16 protein-coding genes are annotated in these 15,411 nt (G+C 68.4%); 6 read left to right on the forward strand and 10 right to left on the reverse strand.

Going from position 1 to position 15,411, the window contains the following annotated elements:
- Positions 1–52: 52 nt before the first annotated feature.
- Positions 53–784, reverse strand: coding sequence for an RNA methyltransferase (locus RZE79_RS20965; protein ID WP_319356656.1), 732 nt, complete (start codon positions 782–784; stop codon positions 53–55).
- A 114-nt stretch (positions 785–898) separates the two neighbouring features.
- Between RZE79_RS20965 and RZE79_RS20970 the strand changes: the two genes are divergently transcribed.
- From RZE79_RS20970 to RZE79_RS20980, 3 genes are read left to right on the forward strand one after another with little or no spacing between them, the layout of a single operon-like run.
- Positions 899–1,951, forward strand: a complete 1,053-nt coding sequence (locus RZE79_RS20970; protein WP_192192746.1) for an inositol monophosphatase family protein — start codon at positions 899–901, stop codon at positions 1,949–1,951.
- On the forward strand, positions 1,951–4,191 hold the full coding sequence (locus tag RZE79_RS20975) for an FUSC family membrane protein (protein WP_153282988.1): 2,241 nt from the start codon (positions 1,951–1,953) through the stop codon (positions 4,189–4,191). Before RZE79_RS20970 ends, RZE79_RS20975 begins: the two co-directional genes overlap by 1 nt.
- Positions 4,191–5,276 (forward strand): mechanosensitive ion channel family protein, encoded by a 1,086-nt coding sequence (locus RZE79_RS20980; protein WP_153282987.1) that lies wholly within the window; start codon positions 4,191–4,193, stop codon positions 5,274–5,276. The genes RZE79_RS20975 and RZE79_RS20980 overlap by 1 nt, the downstream gene beginning before the upstream one ends.
- 103 nt (positions 5,277–5,379) lie before the next feature.
- Here RZE79_RS20980 and RZE79_RS20985 read toward each other — a convergent pair whose 3' ends face one another.
- The 3 genes from RZE79_RS20985 to RZE79_RS20995 all read right to left on the reverse strand — a co-directional run bounded on the left by RZE79_RS20985 (position 5,380) and on the right by RZE79_RS20995 (position 7,821).
- Positions 5,380–6,543, reverse strand: a complete 1,164-nt coding sequence (locus RZE79_RS20985; RefSeq protein ID WP_194273893.1) for a serine hydrolase — start codon at positions 6,541–6,543, stop codon at positions 5,380–5,382.
- Between the two features lie 289 nt (positions 6,544–6,832).
- The gene (locus RZE79_RS20990) at positions 6,833–7,219 is read right to left on the reverse strand and encodes a DUF4148 domain-containing protein (RefSeq protein WP_153282985.1); all 387 of its coding nucleotides are present in this window, start codon (positions 7,217–7,219) and stop codon (positions 6,833–6,835) included.
- Positions 7,220–7,362: 143 nt separating this feature from the next.
- Complete coding sequence (locus RZE79_RS20995; RefSeq protein WP_101489632.1) at positions 7,363–7,821, reverse strand: Lrp/AsnC family transcriptional regulator; 459 nt, start codon at positions 7,819–7,821, stop codon at positions 7,363–7,365.
- A 107-nt stretch (positions 7,822–7,928) separates the two neighbouring features.
- Here RZE79_RS20995 and RZE79_RS21000 point away from each other — a divergent pair, with 107 nt between their 5' ends.
- Positions 7,929–8,552, forward strand: coding sequence for a LysE family transporter (locus RZE79_RS21000; RefSeq protein WP_319356657.1), 624 nt, complete (start codon positions 7,929–7,931; stop codon positions 8,550–8,552).
- Between the two features lie 8 nt (positions 8,553–8,560).
- Here RZE79_RS21000 and RZE79_RS21005 read toward each other — a convergent pair whose 3' ends face one another.
- From RZE79_RS21005 to pcaQ, 5 genes are all read right to left on the reverse strand, one after another.
- Positions 8,561–8,881 carry a TfoX/Sxy family protein gene (locus RZE79_RS21005; RefSeq protein ID WP_373696579.1) on the reverse strand — a complete coding sequence of 107 codons (321 nt, stop codon included), beginning with the start codon at positions 8,879–8,881 and terminating at the stop codon, positions 8,561–8,563.
- Between the two features lie 83 nt (positions 8,882–8,964).
- A complete protein-coding gene (locus tag RZE79_RS21010; RefSeq protein WP_319356658.1) occupies positions 8,965–9,627 on the reverse strand; it encodes a suppressor of fused domain protein in 663 nt (220 codons plus the stop codon).
- Positions 9,628–9,667: 40 nt separating this feature from the next.
- Positions 9,668–10,885, reverse strand: coding sequence for a DUF418 domain-containing protein (locus tag RZE79_RS21015; RefSeq protein WP_319356659.1), 1,218 nt, complete (start codon positions 10,883–10,885; stop codon positions 9,668–9,670).
- The gene (locus RZE79_RS21020) at positions 10,882–11,493 is read right to left on the reverse strand and encodes a TetR/AcrR family transcriptional regulator (protein WP_319356660.1); all 612 of its coding nucleotides are present in this window, start codon (positions 11,491–11,493) and stop codon (positions 10,882–10,884) included. The genes RZE79_RS21015 and RZE79_RS21020 overlap by 4 nt, the downstream gene beginning before the upstream one ends.
- 81 nt (positions 11,494–11,574) lie before the next feature.
- The gene (gene pcaQ, locus RZE79_RS21025; RefSeq protein ID WP_319356661.1) at positions 11,575–12,504 is read right to left on the reverse strand and encodes a pca operon transcription factor PcaQ; all 930 of its coding nucleotides are present in this window, start codon (positions 12,502–12,504) and stop codon (positions 11,575–11,577) included.
- Between the two features lie 137 nt (positions 12,505–12,641).
- Between pcaQ and RZE79_RS21030 the strand changes: the two genes are divergently transcribed.
- The gene (locus RZE79_RS21030; protein WP_319356662.1) at positions 12,642–13,658 is read left to right on the forward strand and encodes a tripartite tricarboxylate transporter substrate binding protein; all 1,017 of its coding nucleotides are present in this window, start codon (positions 12,642–12,644) and stop codon (positions 13,656–13,658) included.
- Here RZE79_RS21030 and RZE79_RS21035 read toward each other — a convergent pair.
- Entirely contained in the window at positions 13,630–14,235 is a 606-nt protein-coding gene (locus tag RZE79_RS21035; RefSeq protein ID WP_319356663.1) for a MarR family transcriptional regulator, read from the reverse strand. The two genes, RZE79_RS21030 and RZE79_RS21035, sit on opposite strands and share 29 nt — an antisense overlap.
- Before the next feature lie 145 nt (positions 14,236–14,380).
- On the opposite strand from RZE79_RS21035, the gene RZE79_RS21040 reads away from it, so the two are divergent.
- Positions 14,381–15,385, forward strand: a complete 1,005-nt coding sequence (locus tag RZE79_RS21040) for a tripartite tricarboxylate transporter substrate binding protein (protein ID WP_319356664.1) — start codon at positions 14,381–14,383, stop codon at positions 15,383–15,385.
- The last annotated feature ends 26 nt before the right edge of the window (positions 15,386–15,411 follow it).

Genomic DNA, 15,411 nt, shown 5'->3' on the forward strand with positions numbered 1-15,411 from the left:
GCAGTCTAAAGCCGGGCGTCTTCGCTTACGCGCGATGGGGTTTTGCGGCGGTTCAGCTGCCGCGCGGCGGCCGGGTCGCGTCGCTCATGGCCTTGGCAATGCCGCGCAGGATGTGGATTTCCTCGGGCGTGGGCTGCGCGCGGTTGAACAGCTGCTGCAACCGCGGCATGAGCTTCTTGGGCGCCGCCGGGTCGAGAAAACCGATGTCGACCAGCGAGCGCTCCCAGTGGTCGAGCATGCCGGCCACGGCCTGGGCGTCGGCCGCCTGCACCGGGGCGATGGCCTCGCGCACGCCGTAGCCGCCCAGTGCCAGGCGCCATTCGTAGGCCACCACCTGGATGGCCGCGCCCAGGTTGAGCGAGCCGAATTTCGGGTCGGTGGGAATGGTCAGCGCCACGTTGCAGCGGTAGACGTCCTCGTTGCGCATGCCGAAACGCTCCGAGCCGAACAAAAAGGCCACGTGCTGGTCGCCCTGCTGGGCCAGCGGCTCCAGGTGCTCGCGCGGCGTGCGCGTGGGCGGACCGAAGTCGCGCGGGATCATGGCCGTGGCGCACAGGTGGGTCACGCCGTCGAGGGCTTCATCGAGCGTTTCGACGATGCGGGCGTTGTTCAGCACGTCCAGGGCGCCGCTGGCGCGCTGGATGGTTTCCTCGCGCCGCAGCACGTTGGCCCAGCGGGGCGTCACCAGCACCAGGTCGTCGAAACCCATGGTTTTCATGGCGCGGGCGGCGGCGCCCACATTGCCGGCGTGGCTGGTCTGGATGAGGATGAAACGGGTGCGCATGACGGGTGGGGAAGACACAAACGGGCTGAGCCGGTAAAATGCCCGATTCTCGCCGCCCGCATCGCCGGACCGCTTCCAGGGGACCCGCCCCACCCGTTCTTCTCACAATCCAGAATGTCGTCCCCCAACCTGCATCCCATGCTCAATGTGGCCGTCAAGGCCGCACGCGCCGCCGGCGCCATCATCAATCGCGCTGCCCTCGACGTCGAGGCCGTGCGCATCTCCCAGAAGCAGGTCAACGACTTCGTCACCGAAGTCGATCACGCCAGCGAGAAGGTCATCATCGAGACCTTGCTGGGCGCGTACCCGGGGCACGGCATCCTGGCCGAAGAATCGGGCACCGAATACGGCGCCAAAGACTCCGAATTCGTCTGGATCATCGATCCGCTCGACGGCACCACCAATTTCATCCACGGCTTCCCGGTCTATTGCGTGTCGATCGCGCTGTCGGTGCGCGGCAAGATCGAGCAGGCTGTTGTTTTCGACCCGTCGCGCAACGACCTGTTCACGGCCACCAAGGGCCGCGGCGCCTACATGAACGAGCGCCGCATCCGCGTGTCCAAGCGCGTGAAGCTCAGCGAGTGCCTCATCTCCACCGGCTTCCCGTTCCGCACCGGCGACAACTTCAAGCAGTACCTGGCCATCATGGCGGACATGATGCCCCGCATGGCCGGCCTGCGCCGCCCCGGCGCCGCCGCGCTCGACCTGGCCTACGTGGCCGCCGGGTTCACCGACGGCTTCTTCGAAACCGGCCTGAACCCCTGGGACGTGGCCGCCGGCTCGCTGCTGGTGACCGAGGCCGGTGGCCTCATCGGCAACTTCACGGGCGAGCCCGACTTCCTCGACCAGCGTGAATGCCTGGCCGGCGCCCCGCGCGTGTACGGCCAGCTGGTGCCGCTGCTCGCCAAGTACTCCAAGTTCGCCAACGTGGACGACAAGCTGCGCGCCAGCGACCGCGTGCGCGCCGTGTCGGCCTCGACCCGCTCGACGCCCGACGAGGCCTCGACCGACCTGTACGCCCGCAGCACCGTGACCGACCAGACCGCCGCCTCGCTCGACGGCAGCGTGGAAGCCCCCGCGGCTGCACCCGCCGCGCCGGCCGCCCCGCGCAAGCTCACCCGCATCAAGCGCGAGGCGCCCGCCGAGGGCGACGCCTCCGCCAAGTGATGACGGGGCCGGGCGCCGCCGCGCGGGTTCGTGCGGCGTTGCGCATTGCGCTGAGCCACTACGTCGCGAGCGGGCTCACCGTCGCGCTCGGCCTGCTCGTGATCTCGGGCGGGGTGCACCTGTGGCTGGGCACCCTGGCCGCCTCGGCCGCCGCCACTGGCGTGATCGTCACGGCACCGCCCGACCTGCCCGGCCCGCGCCGCGGCAAGTTTTTGCAGATGCTGCCGGCGCCGCTCATCGGCCTGCCGCTGTTCTTCGCGGTGCAGATGCTGCACGGCGCACCGATCCGCCTCGGGCTGCTGCTGGTGCCCGCCACCTTCATGGCCTTCGTGGCCATGGCCTGGGGCAAGCGCGGCATTCCCATCGCCATCGCGGTGATGTTCTCGATGATCTTCTCCATGGCCACGCCGGCCCCCGCCGGGCTGTCCGACGCCATCGCACGCACCACCGAGTTCGGCCTGGGCGCCGGCCTGTACGTGGTGTGGGCCACGCTGGCCAACCTGCTGCTCAACGGGCGCTATCGCACGCAGTCGATCGCCGACGTGCTGTTTTCGCTGGCCGCGCTCATGCGCACCGAGGCCAGCCAGTTCACGCCGCAGGACGAAACCCGCGACATCCGTGACACCCCCGCCTCTTTGCTGGGCCAGTTGCTGCGTGAGCAGGCCGCGCTGGCCGACCAGCTCCAGGCCACGCGCGACATCGTGCTCGAGTCGCCGCGCACGCCGCGCCGCCAGCGGATGGCCGGCATGCTCGTCATCGTGCTCGAGATGCGCGACCAGCTGCTCGCCAGCGAACTCGACCTCGATGCCCTGCGCGCCCATCCGTCGCACGCCCAGGCGCTGGTCGAGATGCGCCGCATCCTCGAAGAGCTGGCCGACGAAACCACCGGCCTGGCCGATGCGCTGCTCATGCGCCGCCACCCCGCCGCCGTGGCCGACCGCCGGCCGCGCCTGGCCGCCATCCACGTGACGGCCGACGACGAAGACACGCACGGCCAGATGGGCCCGTCGGCCGCCATGCTCGCGCGCGGCCTGGCCAGCCGCATTGGCCACATCAACGACGAGGTGCTGCGCCTCGCGGCCATGGCGCGCGGCGACGTCGAGCCCAACCTGGCCGTGGTGCGCGCCAACTGGCAGCTCTTCGTGAGCCCGACCGACTGGTCGCTGCGCCCTTTTCTCGCGCTGTGGCGCTGGGACGCGCCGCCGCTGCGCCACGCCATTCGTGCGGCGCTGGCCATCGCGGCCGGCTACGGCATCGCCGTGTCGATGCCCTGGGGTTCGCACGACTACTGGATTTTGCTGACCATCGTGGTGGTGCTGCGCGGCAGCCTCTCGCAGACCCTGGAACGGCGCAACAGTCGCGTCGCCGGCACGCTGCTGGGCTGCGTGCTCGCGGTGGGCCTGCTGTCGGCGCACCCCTCGGCGCTGATGCTGCTGGTGAGCGTGACCATCGCGCAGGCCATTGCCCACAGCTTCGCGGTGCGGCGCTACCTCGTCACCGCCGTGGCCGCCACCGTGCTGGGCCTGCTGCAGGCCCACATGCTGAACACCGGCACGGCGCCCATCTTTGCGCTGTTCGAACGCATCGCCGACACGCTCATCGGCGCCGCACTGGCCTGGGGCTTCTGCTACGTGCTGCCTTCGTGGGAGCGCACGCAGATCCCGGCGCTCGTGGCGCGCGTGCTCACCGCGCAGGCACGCCACGCGCGGCTCGCGCTCGGCCTGGGCCAACTGCAGGCCATCCAGAGCAGCCCCGAGCTCGAATGGCGGCTTGCGCGCCGCGAGGCCTACGACAGCCTTTCGGCGCTGGTGCAGGCCACGCAGCGTTCGCTCTCCGAACCGCGCGCCGTGCAGCCGCCGCTCGAACCGCTCGAGCATCTGCAGGCCCACAGCTACCAGCTGCTCGCGCAGCTCAGCGCCGTCAAGTCGATGCTCGTGCTGCGCCGCGACCGCCTCACGCCGGGCGACATCGAAGGCCCGCTCGTGCGCACCGCGCAACGCATCGAGGCCGCCCTGGGAACCATTCCGATCGCAGGGCCCTCTCACCCCGAGAGCACGGGTGCCACCACTGTCGGCGGCCCCATTCCCTTGCCTGACCCGTTCGACAACGACATCAGCCCCTGGCTGGTGCGCCGGCTCGACCTGGCCACGGCGCTCGCCACGCAGCTGCGCGACGACGCAGCGCGCATTCTTCAACCACTGAACGACAACACCCCAGAAGCAAAGACCACCACCGCCTGATGACCCAAGAGTTCCTTGCACACCCCTGGTTCGGCACCTGGATTGCCGCCCTGATCGCCGTTCCCCTCGCCCTTCTCGCCCACCGCATCGGTGGCATGGTCCTGCGGCGGATCACCCGCCCCGCCCCCGCCGTGCATGCGATGGTGGTCAACTGCACCGCCCCCGCGCGGCTGGTGCTGCCGCTGACGGCACTCATGATGGTGTGGCAGGCGGCGCCCGAAGACCTGCGCTATCTGGGCAGCGTGCGGCATTTCACGGGGCTGCTGCTCATCGCGGCCAGCACCTGGTTCGTGCTCAAGGCCATCAGCGGCTTTGCCGACGGCGTGCTCGCGCAGCACCCGTCCGACATCTCCGACAACCTGCAGGCGCGCCGCGTGCTCACGCAGACCCGCGTGCTCGCGCGCACCGCCATGTCGATCGTCGTGGTGGCCGGCGGCGCCATGATGCTCATGACCTTCCCGGGCGCGCGCCAGGTCGGCGCCAGCCTGCTGGCCTCGGCCGGCGTGATCGGCATCGTGGCCGGCCTTGCGGCCAAGCCCGTCTTCAGCAACCTCATCGCGGGCCTGCAGATCGCGCTGTCGCAGCCGATCCGCATCGACGACGTGCTCGTGGTCGAAGGCGAATGGGGCCGGGTCGAAGAAATCACCGGCACCTTCGTGGTCGTGCGCATCTGGGACGACCGCCGCCTCATCCTGCCGCTCACCTACTTCATCGAGAAGCCCTTCCAGAACTGGACCCGCCACTCGGCCGAACTGCTCGGCTCCGTCTTCTTCTACCTGGACTACGGCATGCCCCTGGCACCGCTGCGCGCCGAGGTCGAGCGCATCGTGAAGGCCGCGCCCGAGTGGGACGGCCGCTTCTTCAACCTGCGCGTGACCGACGCCACCGAACGCACCATGCAGGTCCGCGTGCTCTGCACCGCGGCGACCTCCGGCCTGGCCTTCGACCTGCGCTGCAACGTGCGCGAAGGCGTCATCGATTTCATGCAGCGCGAGTACCCGCAGTTCCTGCCGAAGATGCGCTTCGAGGGGACGGATCCGGCGATGGCGCAGCCGGACGTGTTGCGGCACGCGGCGGCGGGCTGAGAAATTGCAGGTAGCCGAGCGGGCTGCACGATTCATCTCCAAGCCTCTGCAGAGGCTAGCGAAAAACACGGAGCCTCGTTGGCCGTGCATGGCAATCAAGTGGCTATCTCGCGGTGACGGCGGCTTGGAAAAGTGCATAGATCTCTCGCTGCCAATCGCCAGTGCCATCGATGCCCGTCTGGGCCAGCACTGTCTGAGTAGGAACATCGATGAGCACGCGTTGCCCTTCTGCGCCACTGAAGAGTGGCCTGGTTCCATCAGACTTTGTGTGCCAGATGAATGCCTTGTAAGCAGCAGGAAACGGTGTGCCCAGGGCGCCGTAGCGAACCTGTGCTTCGTTTGACTCCCAGCGGCCATAGCTCTCCATCCATTCTCGGCTGACGATTTGCTTACCGTTCATTTGGCCGCCCTGTGCGACTAACCGACCTAGGCGACTCCAGTCACGGAGGGTCGCGGCAAACCCAATACAGTTGAACTCATTGCGATGACGATCCGTCAGCCATGTCGCATTGGCCTCAGCACCCATCGGTCTCCAGAGGAACTGCTCGGCGTACTCTGACAAGCTCATGCGAGTGGCAGCTCTCAGAACCATCCCAATAGTCAGTGGGCATAGCTCGTTGTAGTTGAATCGACTGCCTTCGACCTCCCGTCGCACATTCCAATCGCGCACTGTCGGTTTGATATCTGCACGCGGACCGGTAAGCGCGGCTGGATAAATCGTGTTGTTGGCTTGATCGTGAACAATCTCAGCGCCGCTCGACATGTTCATCAGGTTGCGGAGGCTGACCTCGCCGTGAAGCGTTCCCGCCAGCCACGGCACGTAGAGAGACGCTTTGTCCTCCAGTGAGGCAATCAGTTTCTGATCAATTGCGATGCCTAAAAGAAGAGACGTAACACTCTTCGACATGGACCAACCCATCATGCGCATTTCGGGCGTACGACCAAACTGGTACTTTTCCCACCAGACTTCTCCGCGTCGCGCGATCAGCAAGCCCGTCACCGGTGACGTCGCCATATAGTCGTCAGGCGTCTTCGAAACGCCATTGAAGTGATAGCGCAGGTCGCTTCGGGGTCTATCTTGCAGCGGGTCTTCCTGCCCGCACTGAATCGTGCGACTTGGCAGCATCGCCTCAAAACCGCCGGAAAAATTTCCTACGCGCATCCGCTTATCGCGGGAGAGGCCGCGAGGCGTCCCCCAGCCTGTCGGATAGCCAGACGCACGCCCCCACGGATCTTCGTCCTCCGCCAGCGAAATCATGGGATGCATGATCGCGGCCCCACCTGAAAAGAGAAGTACTCGGCGGCGCATGTTGGTTCTGATATTTGAGGTGACCACTGGATTCAGCCCGAGTATGAGTGCATGCGCCTTCGTAGAAGGAAGGGCGCTTCCCAACTCTTTTGCAATCGCTTGAGCCGCGATTCCGGAGCTAATAGCGAAGTCCCCTTTGAATCCGGCGCTCTTCGATCATTGCCCAACGTGCAAAGCGCCAGATTCTTTGGTCGCACCTAAGAAGAGCAACAGAGGGGCCTGAAATATCTCGCAAGTCCCAGCGCCCTTACCGTGCAGGCACCACCACCGGCGCCCCCAACCGCGAGGCGCGCTCCCAACCCGGTTGCGACTGCGCGCGCTCCAGCTCCGCCGCCACCTCCGCCCGCGTGCGCGGCTGCGAGGCCTTCACGGGAATCGGTGCGCCCCAGCGCAGCACGCCGGCCCACTCGGGGCTTTGTTGCGCGGCGCGCAGTTCGGCCACCACTTCGGCATCCGTCTTGCCCGGTCCGGCGTTTTCAGGGTGTTCCTTGATGCCCGCTTCGTTCGCCGCGAAATGCGCGCCGGCCTCGACGTGCTGCGGGCTGCGCGACGCAGCCGGTTGCGCACCGGCCACGAGCGGAACCGTCGCTGCGGCCACGGCCGCCAGCATGAAAGCCATCTTGCTGTTCTTCATGTGTCATCTCCTTCGAATGGCGCCGAAGAAGAACACCCTCATCGGCGATGGCGGTGTCTTGATGACCGCCATGCCGACACACTAGAAATGCAACGCCGTCGCGATGCGGACGGCGCCATTACAACGAGGCAATCGCCTGCAACTCAGTCGGGCAGCGAGCCCGCCGGCGCCGCCACCGCGCGCGCCGCGATGGGCACCGACATCACGATTGACGTACGGGTCTCGCCCAGGTGGTTGATGCTGCTCACGAACGACTCGAGGTGCTCGATGTCGCGCGCGACCACCTTCAGCACGTACGAGTCCTGCCCCGTGACGTGAAAACACTCGAGCACTTCACGCCGGCCGTCGAGCAGCTTCAGCAGCCGGGCCTTGTCGGGTTGCGCGGTCGTGATGCCGACGAGCGCGGTCACGGTGTAGCCCGCCTTGCGCGGCGGCACCACGGCGCGGTAGCCCTCGATGACGCCGGCTTCTTCGAGGCGCTTCACGCGCTCCGAGGTCGAGGGCACCGACAGCGCCACCTGCCGCGCGAGCGCCGTGAGCGAGGTGCGCGCGTCCTGCTGGAGCGCGTCGAGGATCTGCCAGTTCTTGGCGTCGATTTCCATGGATCTAAGGCCCGATTGAGAATTTCGCTTCCGATTTCAGGCAACGCATGCCGTGCACCTGAATTTCGCCATTCTCGTCACGCGGGCCGCATCGAACAATCGTCGGCATGGACTTCCCTCTCTTTCTCAAGGCCCTGGTCATCGGGCTCTCGATTGCCGCACCGGTCGGCCCCATCGGCCTGCTGTGCATCCAGCGCACGCTCGCGCACGGCCGGACCATCGGCTTTCTCAGCGGCCTCGGCGCTGCGCTGGCTGATGCCTGCTACGGCGCGATCGGTGCGTTCGGCGTGTCGGCCGTGGTGTCGACGATGGTGGCTGCGCGCGTGCCGCTGGCGCTCGGCGGTGCGGCGTTTCTCGCATGGATGGGCGTGCAGCTGCTGCGCGCGCCCGCCGCCACGCAGGCCCGGGCCGCGGAAGACGCGGCCACGCCGGTGAAGGCGCTGCTGTCGGTGTTCGTGCTCACGCTGGCCAACCCGATGACGATTTTGTCGTTCGTCGCCGTGTTCGCCTCGCTCGGCAGCGGGCATGTGGGCAGCGGCAGCGGTGCGGCACTCACGATGGTGCTGGGCGTGTTCCTCGGCTCGGCGCTGTGGTGGCTGGGCTTGTCGAGCATCGTGTCGATGGTGCGGCACAAGCTCGGCGCGCGCGTGCTGCAGGGCATCAACAAGCTGTCGGGTGCGCTGCTGCTGGGCTTTGCGGTGTTTCAGCTGTCGACGTTGCTGTCGCGCTGACGAATCAGCTACCCGGCTTTGGCCGCCGGCTTGCGGCGCGCGGCGGGCTTGCGCGCACCCAGCGCACTCGCCAGCGCCTTCGTCGCCCAGTCGCGCAAGGCATGCGGATCATCGAGCGCATCGACCGGCGCCTCGTAGTAGCTCGCGACCTTCACGGTCGAGGCGCTGGTGGCGTACGAGAACGGCACCGCGCCCAGGCGCTCGAAGTCCGGCCGCGTGCCGTCGTCCACGCGCAGGTACAGCGTGCCCTTCATCACGAAGGCGAACTGCACGCCGGCCTGCACGAGGCCGAAGCCGCCGAAGAAGCGCTTCACCTCGATGGGGCCCATCGCGCCCAGCGACTCGGCCAGCTCGAGCGCCCGACCGTGCGAACGCTCGGCACCGCCGGCGACCGCCACACCCTTCACGCGGCTCAAGCGACCGCCTTGCGTCGCGCGTCGGTCACAGGCGCGCCGCCATGCACTTCGAGCAAGCGCAGCAGCGCCTCGGAGCTGTGGGCCTTGGCCCAGTCGCGTTCGGAATCGCCGATGCCGACCAGGTGCAGGAAGTCGAAGCGGCCAGAATCGAGCTGCGCCGTCGCGGGGTAGTGCTTTGGCTCCATCAGCACCACATGGCGCAGGGCCACGGTGCCTTTCTCGTGGATCGCTTCGCCGACGGGAATGCGGTCGCCGTAGTCGAAGGGCTGCTTGTCTTCACCGAAGTGCGAGTGCGCGAGCAGCACGTTGCAGGCGAGCAGGCGGCGCAGCAGCTTGATCGCCCACTGGTCCTGCGGCTGCGACGGCACTTCGATGACCAGCTCGGAGCCGATCCACGAATAGCCTTCGGGGTCGTAGTCGGCCGGCTCGGTTTCCCAGGGCGTGGAGGCGCCCGAGGTCACGTACAGCCAGGTGTTGCGCACGGGCGTGGGTGCGAACTCGAACACGCCCAGGTGCAGCCAGCGCGGATCGACGTCTTCGGCGCCCAGCGCCTTGAACTCGTCGAAGTCCAGCACGTAGATGCCGGTGCGCTCGGGGCCGAACAGGCGCGGGTAGAGCGTCTCTTCGCGGTAGGCCCACACGTCTTCCATGGAACTCATTGACGCATCCTCCTCGTTGGAACGACGGGATTCTCGTCGCTCAGCGTGAACTGTGCGAACTGCGCGAACTGCGCGAACGATAGAGCGCCGGCCATTCGAGATTCGTGAAGGCGCGCAGCACCCACTCCACCGGGCCATATGCAAAGCGTGCCAGCCACCAGCGGCTGATCACCAGTTGCGCGCCGAAGATGCCGAAGGCGACCATCAGGCTCACGAACGGACCGAACTCGCCGATGAGCCGCAGCCCGTACGCCAGGAAGAGCCACGCGCACACCGCCGACTGCAGCAGGTAGTTCGACAGCGCCATGCGCCCCGCCGGTGCGAGCACCCGGGCGAGCCATGCGCCGCGCGGCGCATCGAACAGCAGCATCAAGGCGCCGACATAGGCGGCCGTGAGCAGCGGCGCGGTGAAGAGCCCGATGGTCAGGGCCAGCACGTCCCAGCGCGAGCCCGGAGCGAAGACGCTGCTCCACGCATAGAGCGCCGCGCCCGGCACGCCCACGAGCAGCCCCGGCACCAGCAGCCGCTTGAACAGCGGCCGGCTTCGCCGCGCCCGCGCGAACAGTCGGCGCCGGCCCTCGATGACGCCCGCGAAGAACATCGCCAGCGCCATCGGCGCCTGGATCAGCCCGAGCACCAGCCACACCTGCGTCAGCTCGTACAGGTGCTGGCCGACGACCGTCAGGGGCGTGCCGCGGTAGGCCGCGAGCGCCGACATGGCCTGCGCCCACGCGGCGTGGGTGTCGGGCGCGTCGCCGAGCAGCGCCACCAGCACGCCCACGACGCCCCACACCAGCGCCGTCGCCAGCACCAGCCGCCGCGCCCAGCGCGCCAGCAAGGCATCGCTGCGCGCGCGCACCGCCAGCAGCACGACGCCGAGCACCGCATAGGTCGTGAGGATGTCGCCGTGGAACAGCAGCACCGCATGCAGCGCGCCGATGAGCCACAGCGCGGCGAGCCGGCGCGACAGCCGTGGCACGAAAGGCTGGCCGCTGCGTTCGGCCGACTGCATCTGCAGCGTGAAGCTGTAGCCGAACAGGAACGAGAACAGCAGGTAGAACTTGGTCTCGAAGAGAAAGGCGATGGCAAAGGCCGCGGCGCGGTCCAGGCCCGTGCGCATCATCGGGTCGGGCAGCGGCAGGCCGTAGAAAGGCGAGGCGAACGCGCCGATGTTCACGACCAGGATGCCCAAGAGCGCAAAGCCGCGCAATGCATCGACAAGCGACTGGCGCTCGACGGGAGCGGGCGTGGCGTTCATGCGCGCCTCCCGGGCTTCGCGAGAAAACGGCTCGCCACGCGCCGCAGCATCGGCGCCTCGCGCGCCGGGTCGAAGCCCGTGTCGAGCGCCAGGCGCGAGAACACGCCGTCGATCAGCGCGGCGATCCAGTTGGCCGATTGCACGGGGTCGAGGTCGGGGTCGATCTGCCCGCGCGCCGCCGCCTTGCGCAGCAGCGCGGCGAGGCCGTCGCGCATGTCGGCGTCGCCCGCGGCCACGCTGGCACAGACCACCGGGTTGCGCAGGGTCTCGGCGGCCACCTCCAGCGCCAGCCGCGAGTAGCTGCGGTCGGAGGCAAAGACCATCACCACGTCGAGAAAGGACAGCACCACCTCCAGCGGATCGGCCGGGTCGTCGTCGATTGCGGCGAAGTACGCGGCCGTGTCGCGCCGCTCTTCTTCGGCAATGGCTTCGATGATGGCGTTCTTGCTCGCGAAGTAGTGAAAGAGGTTGCCGGGGCTCATGCCCGCGGCGGCGCAGATCTGTGCGGTGGTGGTGGCGTGGAAGCCGCTGCGGGCAAAGCAGTCGGCGGCGGCCTCCATGATCTGGCGGCGCTTGGCCTGCTGGCGTTCGGGGTCAACTTTGCGCACGGTGGTTCTCGCGGATGGCAGTCATTCGCCATTATTAGACCGAGCGCTCGATCTATTCTGAAGGAACCCTGAAAAATCCCTTCAGGAAGCGCGCGTGGCCGCGATGGCCCGGATGGTGTCCAGCAGCAGCCGCGCGCCCTCGCCCGTCTCGCCGCCGCGCCGCACGGTGACGCCCACGGGGCCTTCGGTGCTCGCCGTGTCGACGGCCACGCGCTTCAACTCCCCGCGCGCCACGAAGCCTTCCACCGCGCCCTGCGGCGCAAACCACACCGCGTCGGAGCGCTGCAGCAGGCTCACCGCAAAGCTGGTGTCGGTCGCCTCCACGAGCCGGGCCGGCAGCGCAAGGCCTTGTGCGATGAGGAACGCGTCGGCCGTGTGCCGGATCAGCGTGCCCGACACCGGCAGCACCAGCGGATAAGCAGCCAGCGCGTCGAGCGTGGGTTTGCGCCGCGACGCCAGCGGATGACCGGGCCGCACCACCAGCAACAGCACCTCGCTGTAGAGCTGCTCGAAGGCCAGGTCGGCCATGGCCGAGGCCTGCGCGAGGCGGCCCAGCACGAGGTCGATTTCGCCCTGGCGCAGCTGCGTCATCAGCTGCGCGTTGGTGCCGCTCACCACGCGCACGCGCATCGCCGGGTGCGCCGCATGCAGCCGCGCGACCGCCTCGGGCAGCAGGTGCGCCGCCATGTTCGGCAAAGCGCCGACCACGACGCGCAACTGGTCGGCCTCGGGCTGATCCATCGCCAGGCCCAGGCCTTCGCGCAGGCCGCGCAATGCCGACACGGCATGCCGCACCAGCACCTCGGCGGCGGGCGTGAGCTCTACGCCGCGGCGGCGGCGCAGCAGCAGCTGGCGCCCGACGATCTCTTCGAGCTCGGCCACCGTCTTCGACACCGCCGGCTGCGTGAGCGACAGCGCCTCGGCCGCGCGCACGAGGTTGCGCTCCTGCGCCACCATGACAAGGCATTGCAGGTGGCGCATCTTCAGGCGCTCAAAGTTCATGGCTGACATGCAGTTCTCCTCGAAGCCCGTAGGGCGACGTGCTTTCAAATATAACCAAAGGGAATAGCTGGCAGAAGAGAGTTCAGTTGTGCCGCGCCGCACAGCCTTCTAGAGTGCCGTGGATACGGAGACAGACAAAGCAGCCCATGACCACGATTTTTTCCTCGAAGCCCATCACTTCATCCTTCGGCACGCGCCGCCGCCTCACGCTCGCCGCCGCCTGTGCCGCACTGGCCCTCGGCCTCGCCGCGCCGGCCGCGCACGCCCAGGCGACGTATCCCGCGAAGCCCGTGAAGTTCCTCGTCAACTTCCCGGCCGGCGGCCCCATCGACATCCTCGGGCGCGCGCTGGCCGATGCGCTGCAGAAAGACCTGAAGCAGCCCTTCGTGGTCGACAACCGCCCCGGCGCGGGCGGCAACATCGGCGCCGATGCCGTGGCCAAGAGTGCGGCCGACGGCTACACCGTGCTGCTGGGCATCGACAGCACCTTCACCATCAACCCGCACCTGTACGCGTCGATGCCCTTCGCGGCGAAGGACCTCAAGCCGCTGATGATCTTCAGCTCGTCGGGCCTGAGCTTCACCACCGCCGCCTCGGTGAAGGCCAAGACGCTGCCCGAGTTCATCACGCAGGCCAAGGCCGAGCCCGCCACCTTCAGCTCGGCCGGCAACGGCAGCCCGGGCCACATTGCCGCCGAGATCTTTGCGGGTGCGACCGGCGCGAAGATCGTGCACGTGCCCTACAAGGGCAACGCCCCGGCCGTGATGGCCATGCTCGGCAACGAGGTGCAGGCCGGCATCGTCGCCACGCCGGGCGTGCTGCCGCACATCCAGGCCGGCAAGCTGCGCGCCCTGGCCGTGACCGGCCGCCAGCGCGCACCGCTGCTGCCCGAGGTGCCCACCGTGGGCGAGCTGGGCCTGAAAGACCTCGAGTTTGAAGTGCTCTACCTCGCCATGGTGCCGGCCGCCACGCCCGAGCCCGTGATGCAGACCCTGCGCCAGTCGCTGCAGAAGGCGCTGGCCCTGCCCGAACTCAAGAGCCGCCTGGCCTCGCTCGACATGGTGCCGCTGGCCGAAACCGATGCCGCCGCCACCACGCGCCTGGCCACGGCGCAGGCGCGCTACGGCCGCATCGTCAAGGCGACCGGGATGAAGGTGGACTGACGGCCTTGGCCTTGCCGGTGCGCGCCATGCCCGTGTTCTTCTTGCCGTTGCCCGCTGCTGCAGCCGCAGCCGCCGCCGCGTGGCGCCCCCGGTCGGCCTTGGGCAGCACCGCCTGCGCCACCATGGTTTCGGCGTGCGCCTGCAGCCGGAGCAGCGCGTCGTCGAAGCGCGCGGCATCGTCTGCGTCGAGCGTGCCCATCAGCTCGGCGTTGATGCGCGTCACCAGCGGAAACAGCTCGTCGTACAGCGCCTGCCCCGACGCCGTGAGGCCCAGCCGCACCTGCCGCCGGTCGCCCGCCAGCGCCGTGCGCGTCACCAGCCGCTTGGTCACCAGCGAACCCACCGCCTTCGACGTGCGCGCCCGGTCGAGCTGCGCATGCTCGGCCAGTTGCGACGAGCCCAGCTCGCCCCGGCTGGCCAGCACCGCGATCAGCCGCCACTCGCGCCGCGTGATGCCGAAGCGGCCCTCGCACAGCCGGATCACCATGCTGCCCGCCACCGCGAGCAGGCGCGACAGCCGGTACAGCAGCAGGTCGTCCAGCGGGCGGCGCGGCGGGGTGGCGGCGTCTTCGGTCATGGGGCGGGGTCTCGAAAGGCCGGGTAAATCCGGGCGATGGTTGATTTGATCAATCGAATGTAGCGTCTCCAGAATCGTCCGCAGCCGCGGCCAACCGCCCGGCCCCTGCAGTACGTACGCCGAACGAGACACGGAGACATTGACGATGCCCCAGCTTCCCGACCCGACCCGCCGCCGCACCCTCGCCACCCTTGGCGGGCTGGCCCTTGCACCGCTTGCTCCGCTTGCGTTTGCACAGCAGCCGCCCGCCTTCACCCCCGGCCAGCCCATCAAGGTGCTCATCGGCGTGCCCGCCGGCGGCACGCAGGACGTGCTGACCCGTGCCATTGCCCACCAGGTGCGCGAGTCGCTCGGCCCGCTCATCATCGACAACCGCTCGGGCGCGGCCGGCCGCATTGCCGTGGAGGCCGTGAAGAGCGCGGCGCCCGACGGCCACACCCTGCTGCTGGGCACCGCGAGCATGATGACCATGTTCCCCAGCGCCTACCGCAACCTGTCGTACGACCCCCTCAAGGACTTCGTGCCGCTGGTGAACGCCGCGCGCTTCGAGCTGGCGCTCACCGTGCACAAGGACGTGCCCGCCAACACGCTGGCCGAGTTCATCACCTGGGCCAGGGCGCAGGGCGACAAGGTCAGCTTTGGCTCGTACGGCGCCGGCACGCCCTCGCACTTTCTGGGCGAAATGCTCAACCGCGCGGCCGGCCTGAAGATGACGCACGTGCCCTACCGCGGCTCCACGCCCGCGCGGCAAGACCTCATGGGCGGCACCGTGCCCGTGTACTTCGACACCATAGGCGGCGCGCAGCAGATGCTGCCCACCGGCCGCGCCAAGGTGCTCGCCACCAGCGGCGACAAGCGCTCGCCGCTCATGCCGCAGCTGCCCACCTTCGTCGAGAGCGGCTACAAGGACGTGGTGGCCACCGCGTGGTTCGCCTACTACGCGCCGCTGAAAACGCCACCCGCCACCGCCGAGAAACTGCGCGCAGAAATCATCCGCGCCGTGAACTCGCGCGACGTGCGCCAGCAGCTGCTGCAAAACGGCATGTACCCCGTGGCCGACGGCCCCGAGGCGCTCGTGAAGACCATGCGCGAAGACATCGCCCGCTGGGCCGGCATCATGAAGGCCGTGAACTTCCAGGCCAACGACTGACCGACCGATAGACAACCAGGACACCC

It is taken from the genome of Variovorax sp. EBFNA2, from assembly GCF_033802765.1.
GTDB lineage: Bacteria > Pseudomonadota > Gammaproteobacteria > Burkholderiales > Burkholderiaceae_C > Variovorax > Variovorax paradoxus_H.